The sequence below is a fragment of the Roseiarcus sp. genome (assembly GCF_052145395.1).
In the GTDB taxonomy this organism is placed as follows: domain Bacteria; phylum Pseudomonadota; class Alphaproteobacteria; order Rhizobiales; family Beijerinckiaceae; genus Roseiarcus.
Genome location: NZ_JBKQOT010000361.1, coordinates 1 through 6,040, shown reverse-complemented (window position 1 = coordinate 6,040; position 6,040 = coordinate 1). Strand labels below are relative to the sequence as shown.

Here is a 6,040-nt window from a genome sequence, read left to right as displayed (position 1 = left end):
CGCTCCCGCTCCCCTTCCCCCAACGGAACGATCGATGGCCGCTCCCGCCCCGCTCTCCCCGCTTGCGCCAAAGAAATATCCGGCTTTGCCGCCGATCGCCGGCGTCCGCTTCGCCACCATCGCCGCGGGCGTGCGCTACGAGGGGCGCACAGACGTGATGATGGCGGTGTTCGACGGGCCGGCCGAGGTTGCGGGCGTGTTCACCCGCTCGAAGTGCCCGTCGGCGCCGGTCGACTGGTGTCGCCAGCAGCTCAAGGACGGCAAGGCGCGGGCGCTGATCGTGAATTCGGGCAGCGCCAACGCCTTCACCGGCCATAAGGGGATCGAGGCGGTCGAACTGGTGGCTGAAGCCGCGGCCAAGACGATTGGCTGCCGGGCCAGCGAAGTGTTCATGGCCTCGACGGGCGTGATTGGCGAGCCGCTCGACGGCGCGCGGATCGCGCGCGTTTTGGCCGACCTCTGCGACAGCGCTCGAGAGGACCGCCTCATGGACGCCGCCAAGGCGATCATGACGACCGACACCTATCCCAAGGTCGCCACCGTCTTCGCCCCGCTCGGAGACACGATCGTGGCGATCAACGGCATCGCCAAGGGCGCCGGCATGATCGCGCCCGACATGGCGACCATGCTCTCGTACGTCTTCACCGACGCTCCGATCGGATCGGCGGCGCTGCAAGCGATGCTGTCGAAGTCGGTCGAGCGTTCTTTCAACGCCATCACCGTCGACAGCGACACCTCGACCTCCGACACACTGATGCTGTTCGCCACCGGCGCAGCGAAGTCCGCGCCGCGGATCGAGGACCCCGCCGACGAGCGCCTCGGTCCTTTCCGGCGCGCGCTCGACAAGCTTCTGCGCTCGCTCGCCCATCAGGTGGTGCGCGACGGCGAGGGCGCGCGCAAGTTCATCGAGGTCCAAGTCGAGGGCGCGGCGACCCGCAAGGCCGCCAAGCGCATCGCGCTGTCGATCGCCAACTCGCCGCTGGTCAAGACCGCGGTCGGCGGCGAGGACGCGAACTGGGGCCGCGTTGTGATGGCCGTCGGCAAGGCCGGCGAGAAGGCCGAGCGGGACAAGCTCGACATCTATTTCGGCAGGATCCGCGTCGCCCATCAGGGCCTGCGTGATCCCGCCTACGACGAGGCGGAAGCCTCGGCCTATATGAAGAAGCCCGAGATCAAGATCACCGCCGACCTCGGCATCGGCCGCGGGCGGGCGACGGTCTGGACCTGCGACCTGACCAAAGAGTACGTGGCGATCAACGGCGACTATCGCTCGTGAAGCTATTGCTGGTCGTCGCGGCGGCGCTCGTCGACGTCGACAACCGCGTGCTGCTGGCCCAGAGGCCCAAAGGCAAGGCGCTCGAGGGGCTTTGGGAGTTTCCCGGCGGCAAGATCGATGCGGGCGAACGGCCCGAGGACGCGCTGATCCGCGAACTCAGGGAAGAGCTCGGGATCACGGTCAAGGCGCCCTGCCTCGCGCCGTTGACCTTCGCGAGTCACGCGTACGACGACTTCCACCTCCTCATGCCGCTTTACATCTGCCGCAAGTGGGAGGGCTTCGTGCAGCCGCTCGACGGGCAGGCGCTGAAATGGGTGCGCCCGAAAGACCTGCGCAACTACCCCATGCCGCCCGCCGACGCGCCGCTCATTCCGCCACTGCAGGACCTGTTGGGGTAGGGCCTCACGCGCCGAACAGGGCGACCCCTTCGGCAAGCGCCGCGCGTTCGAGTTGGCGATCCAGAGTCGCGAGCGGCAGGCCCTCGCGGATCGCGAGATCCAGATAGGCGGCGTCGTAGACTGTCAGCTTTCGTGCGCGGGCGAGCGCCATAAGCTCCGAGCCGTCCGGCGGGGCCACGATCTTCAGAGGAAGGGCCGCAAGATTGCGTAGGAAGTCTGCGGACTTTTGCGGCGTGCTTCGCCCGCGTCGCTCGCCGACGATCAGCACGTTGCGAAGCTCATAGAAGAAGACGGTCGGCGCAAGCGCCACGGTCTCGCCGAGCCGTTCGATCGCGGACATGACCCGCGGGTCGTCGTTCTCCCCGAAGGCGAATGCCGCCGCGATCGAGGCGTCGATCACGAAGGCTGTCAATACTTGTGTCCTTCGTGACGGCTGGCCAGAATCTCATCGAGGGGCGCTTTGCCGAGTTGCCCGCGGAGCGCTTTCAACCGCTTGATCGCCTCCGCCGCCTCGGACCTATGGACTTCCGCCGCCGGAACGATCCGGGCGATGGTTTTCCCATGCCGCGTAATGCGCACGATGGCGCCCCGCTCGACCTGGTCGAGCAACTCCGCGAATTTCGCCTTTGCTTCGGACGCCTGGTATTCGAGGCCATCAGCCATGATTTTGACCGGTCAGATTGACCGATTAGATATAGCGCGCGTGGCGCGACTTCGCCAGTGGAGCAGCCGCCGCAATGTGCCCTTAATCCGTGCGCGCTATCCTGACGCCATGACCGACACGCTCGCTTCCGCCGCCCTGCCCGCCGCGCCCGATCTCGCGGCCGCGGTCTCGGCGTGGCTTCGCCATCTCGCAGCGGAGCGAAAGATGTCGGCGCACACCATTGACGCCTACGGCCGCGACGCGCGGCAGTTTCTGGCCTTTCTCGCCGAGCGCTGCGGCGCGCCGCCTTCGATTTCCGGCTTCGTGCATTGCGCGCCGGGCGATCTGCGCGCTTTCCTCGCCCGGCGGCGGGCCGAGGGGATCGACGGACGCTCGCTGCAACGGGCGCTCTCGGCTTTGCGCTCGCTGGCGCGGGCGATCGCCCGCGACACCGACGAGACGGCTTCCGCGCTCGGCGCAATTAGGGCGCCGAAAAGCGCCCGCCGGCTGCCGCGTCCGCTGAACCCGTCGGACGCCCGCGCGGTGACGACGACCGGGCCGCGCGCGGGCGAGGCGCGGGAACAATGGGTGCTCGCCCGAGACGCGGCGGTGCTGGCGCTCTGCTACGGCGCGGGCCTCCGCATCTCCGAGGCGTTGGGCCTCAAGCGCGCTGACGCGCCGATCGGCGCGGTCGAAGCGGTGACGGTGATCGGCAAGGGCAAAAAGATGCGCTCCGCCCCGGTGATTGCGCCGGTGCGCAAGGCGATCAAGGACTACCTCGCGCTCTGCCCCTACACGCTGAAACCCGACGGCCCCCTGTTCGTCGGCGCCAAGGGCGGCCCGCTGTCGCCGCGGATCGTGCAACTCGCCATGGAGCGGATGCGCGGCGCACTCGGCCTGCCCGACAGCGCGACTCCCCATGCGCTGCGCCATTCCTTCGCCACCCACCTGCTCGCGCGCGGCGGAGATCTCCGCACGATCCAGGACCTGCTGGGCCACGCCTCGCTGTCGACCACCCAGGTCTACACGGGCGTCGACAGCGCCCGGTTGCTGGCGGCGTACAAGTCGGCCCATCCGCGGGCGTAGGCTATCGACGGTCGTCCGCCCAAGGCGGTATGAAAGCGGCCTCCCCTATGCGAGGCTTCCCATGACCGGCAAACGCATCGTCTTCACCGGTGGCTCCGGCAAGGCCGGCCGCCACGCCGTCCCGCATCTCGTCACCCACGGTTACGACGTCCTCAACGTCGATCTGAAGCCGTTCGACTTTCCGGGCGTGCCGACGCTGGTCGCCGACCTCGCCGACAGCGGGCAGGCGTTCAACGCCCTCACCGCGCACCGCGGCTTTTCCGGCTACGACCTCGGCCGTCCGCCGGCGCCCCCGACGCCGTCGTCCATTTCGCCGCGGTGCCTCGAGTGCTGATCGAGCCGGACAACACCACCTTCACCAAGAACGTGGTTAGCACCTACAACGTCATCGAGGCGGCGATGAAGCTCGGGGTGCGCAAGGTCGTGATCGCGTCGAGCGAAACAACCTATGGCGTCTGCTTCGCCGAGGGCGACAGGGACTTCCATGCTTCTCCAAGCCGCCCCCTTAACCTCTTGAACTGACGGGACATCAGGGTTCCCGCCCCAGAAAGACGTTGATAACGAACGGCTTCCCATTGCATGGCGAGGATGCCGGCACCATATTGGCGGCAGATGACGACGTTGCGCGACGCTGACGAAAAGCCGACGCAGCACAGCGCAAGCGGGGACGACACGACGCTACCAACGTCATGCCGCCCCCTAACCATCCGAACCGTAAGGAGCGGTCCCAATGGCTGAAGAAAGCGACACCACACAACCCGTCCCGGAGCAAGTGAGCGAGACCAGGCTGGAGCCTCACGCTCTCGCTCTCATCTTCCCCGAAGTGACGGGGACCGATTTCGACGATCTCGTCGCCGACATTAAGGCCCATGGGCTGGTCGAGGATATCGTCACCCACGAGGGCAAGATCCTCGATGGCCGCACCCGCTACAAGGCGTGCATGGCGGCCGGCGTCGAGCCGCGGTACCGGCCGTTCGAGCGCGTCATCGAATTCGACGGCGGCCCTCTCGACTACGTCATCTCGAAGAACCTGACGCGCCGGCACCTGACCACATCCCAGCGGTCCGCCATCGCCGCCGACCTCGAAACGCGCGGCCATGGTGGAAAGCGCACCGCCGGGCAAGATGGGAATTCCCATCTTGAACCCACGCGCGCCGAGATTGCGGCGAAGCTGGACGTGAGCGAGAGCAGCGTCGCCGTCGCCCAGAAGGTCAAGAAGGCCTCGCCCGAGCTGCACGAGGAAGTGAAGGCCGGCAGGACGTCGCTCAATGCGGCCGAGCAGGCAATTACCGTCCGGGTGTCCAAACAACCGGCGAGGACGACCGTCGTCACCGTCAAGCGCACGGAGCAAACGGCGAAAGACCCTGCCGCTGAGCCCGTGCTGGAGGGCGAAATCCTGACGGGTGAAATAGCGACGCCGTACACCAGCAACGGCGAACCGGAAACGGGGCCGAGCGGCGTTCAGCGGCTGATCGCCGAGATGCGCAATGGGCCAATGAATGCCGGGCTGCGCGCGGATGAAAGCGCCGCGCCAGCCCGCGATGAGGGCGATGCTGAAAAAACGCTCTACTGCTCGTTCTGCAGCAAGAGCCAGCATGAAGTGCGAAAGCTTATCGCCTTCGCGTCCGTCTTTATTTGCGACGAATGCGTCGGGCTCTGCGTGGACGTCATGCGGGACAAGGGTGGAATCATCCCGCCGCCCCTCGGAGGCGAGAAGCTGCAGTTGGCGGTGAACCAGCTTGTCGAAACGCTCGAAGCCTACGGCTCCGGCAACCTGAAGAAGCGCAAGGCGCTGACGGAAGCTGTGACGGCATGGACCGGGACGCTCGCCAAGAAAGAGCTCCGACGCCGGACCGCCGCCGTCCGTCGCGCCGTCGACGCGATCCTCGCCGGGCTGGAGGCGGACAAGACCTATGTCGAAATGCCCGACGGCTCCTTTCAACGCTGCGACACCGTGGTGGGCAAGGGAGGCTCGCGAAAATGACCACCAAGATTAGTGACACATGGTTGAAAAAGCAGCCCGCGCCCGCGAAGGGCGCTATCACCATCTGGGACGCTGAAATCAAGGGCTTTGGCGTCCGCATTTACGCACCGACCCGACGGCACCCTCAGGGCGATCGCTCCTTCTTCCTGAACTACCGCATTGAAGGCATGGAGCGACGTTTCACCATTGGCAATTACCCCGCATGGTCCTCCGAGGCGGCGCGCGCCGAGGCCAAGCTCCTCAGGCGACGCGTCGATCGTGGCGAGGACGTCGCGGGCGACAAGCGCGCCCGGCGCACAGCCCCGACTGTCGCGGATCTGGCCCAGAGATACCGGACCGAGCATTTGCCTTTGAAGGCAGCCAGCTCGCAGCTCAGCGACTGGCACATGATCAAGAAGGAAATTCTGCCGGTGCTCGGCGAGAGGAAGGTCGCCAGCATAGACAACGTTGATATCGAATCCCTCTGCCGCGCCATCACCGGGCGAGGCAAACCCATTCGAGCGAACCGCGTCTTAGCGGTCATGTCGAAGATGTTCTCACTCGCGCTGAAGCGCTTGCCCGATGAGGACGCTGCTTGGCGCAACCAGGCGCAAGGCAACCCTTGCCGAGGCATCAGCAAGAACCCGGAGCGGAGCCGGACGCGCTTCTTCAGC

The 6,040-nt window shown here is 66.5% G+C and carries 6 protein-coding genes and 2 pseudogenes; 6 read left to right on the top strand and 2 right to left on the bottom strand.

Features of this window, described 5'->3' with window-relative positions; all coding sequences use genetic code 11:
* Window positions 1–34 precede the first annotated feature (34 nt).
* Entirely contained in the window at window positions 35–1,276 is a 1,242-nt protein-coding gene (gene argJ / locus ACLP25_RS12180; RefSeq protein ID WP_442469456.1) for a bifunctional glutamate N-acetyltransferase/amino-acid acetyltransferase ArgJ, read from the top strand.
* Complete coding sequence (locus ACLP25_RS12175) at window positions 1,273–1,674, top strand: (deoxy)nucleoside triphosphate pyrophosphohydrolase (RefSeq protein WP_442469455.1); 402 nt, start codon at window positions 1,273–1,275, stop codon at window positions 1,672–1,674. The genes argJ and ACLP25_RS12175 overlap by 4 nt, the downstream gene beginning before the upstream one ends.
* Before the next feature lie 4 nt (window positions 1,675–1,678).
* On the opposite strand, the gene ACLP25_RS12170 is transcribed toward ACLP25_RS12175, so the two are convergent.
* Both ACLP25_RS12170 and ACLP25_RS12165 read right to left on the bottom strand, forming a co-directional pair.
* Window positions 1,679–2,086: a type II toxin-antitoxin system VapC family toxin gene (locus ACLP25_RS12170; protein WP_442469454.1), complete on the bottom strand. Its 408-nt coding sequence runs from the start codon at window positions 2,084–2,086 to the stop codon at window positions 1,679–1,681.
* A complete protein-coding gene (locus ACLP25_RS12165) occupies window positions 2,083–2,337 on the bottom strand; it encodes a type II toxin-antitoxin system Phd/YefM family antitoxin (protein ID WP_442469453.1) in 255 nt (84 codons plus the stop codon). The genes ACLP25_RS12170 and ACLP25_RS12165 overlap by 4 nt, the downstream gene beginning before the upstream one ends.
* 109 nt (window positions 2,338–2,446) lie before the next feature.
* Between ACLP25_RS12165 and ACLP25_RS12160 the strand changes: the two genes are divergently transcribed.
* The 4 genes and pseudogenes from ACLP25_RS12160 to ACLP25_RS12145 form a co-directional block, all read left to right on the top strand.
* Entirely contained in the window at window positions 2,447–3,403 is a 957-nt protein-coding gene (locus ACLP25_RS12160) for a tyrosine recombinase XerC (RefSeq protein WP_442469457.1), read from the top strand.
* A gap of 61 nt (window positions 3,404–3,464) precedes the next feature.
* A pseudogene (locus ACLP25_RS12155) lies at window positions 3,465–3,898 on the top strand (NAD-dependent epimerase/dehydratase family protein); the annotation flags it as partial.
* Window positions 3,899–4,898: 1,000 nt separating this feature from the next.
* Window positions 4,899–5,073: pseudogene (locus ACLP25_RS12150) on the top strand (ClpX C4-type zinc finger protein); the annotation flags it as partial.
* Between the two features lie 310 nt (window positions 5,074–5,383).
* The coding region (locus ACLP25_RS12145; RefSeq protein ID WP_442469452.1) for a tyrosine-type recombinase/integrase at window positions 5,384–6,040 on the top strand (657 nt) is incomplete at its 3' end.

Coding starts and splice junctions, on each gene's coding strand:
- argJ (WP_442469456.1), top strand. CDS start 35: ATGGCCGCTCCCGCCCCGCTCTCCCCGCTTGCGCCAAAGAAATATCCG.
- ACLP25_RS12165 (WP_442469453.1), bottom strand. CDS start 2,337: ATGGCTGATGGCCTCGAATACCAGGCGTCCGAAGCAAAGGCGAAATTC.
- ACLP25_RS12160 (WP_442469457.1), top strand. CDS start 2,447: ATGACCGACACGCTCGCTTCCGCCGCCCTGCCCGCCGCGCCCGATCTC.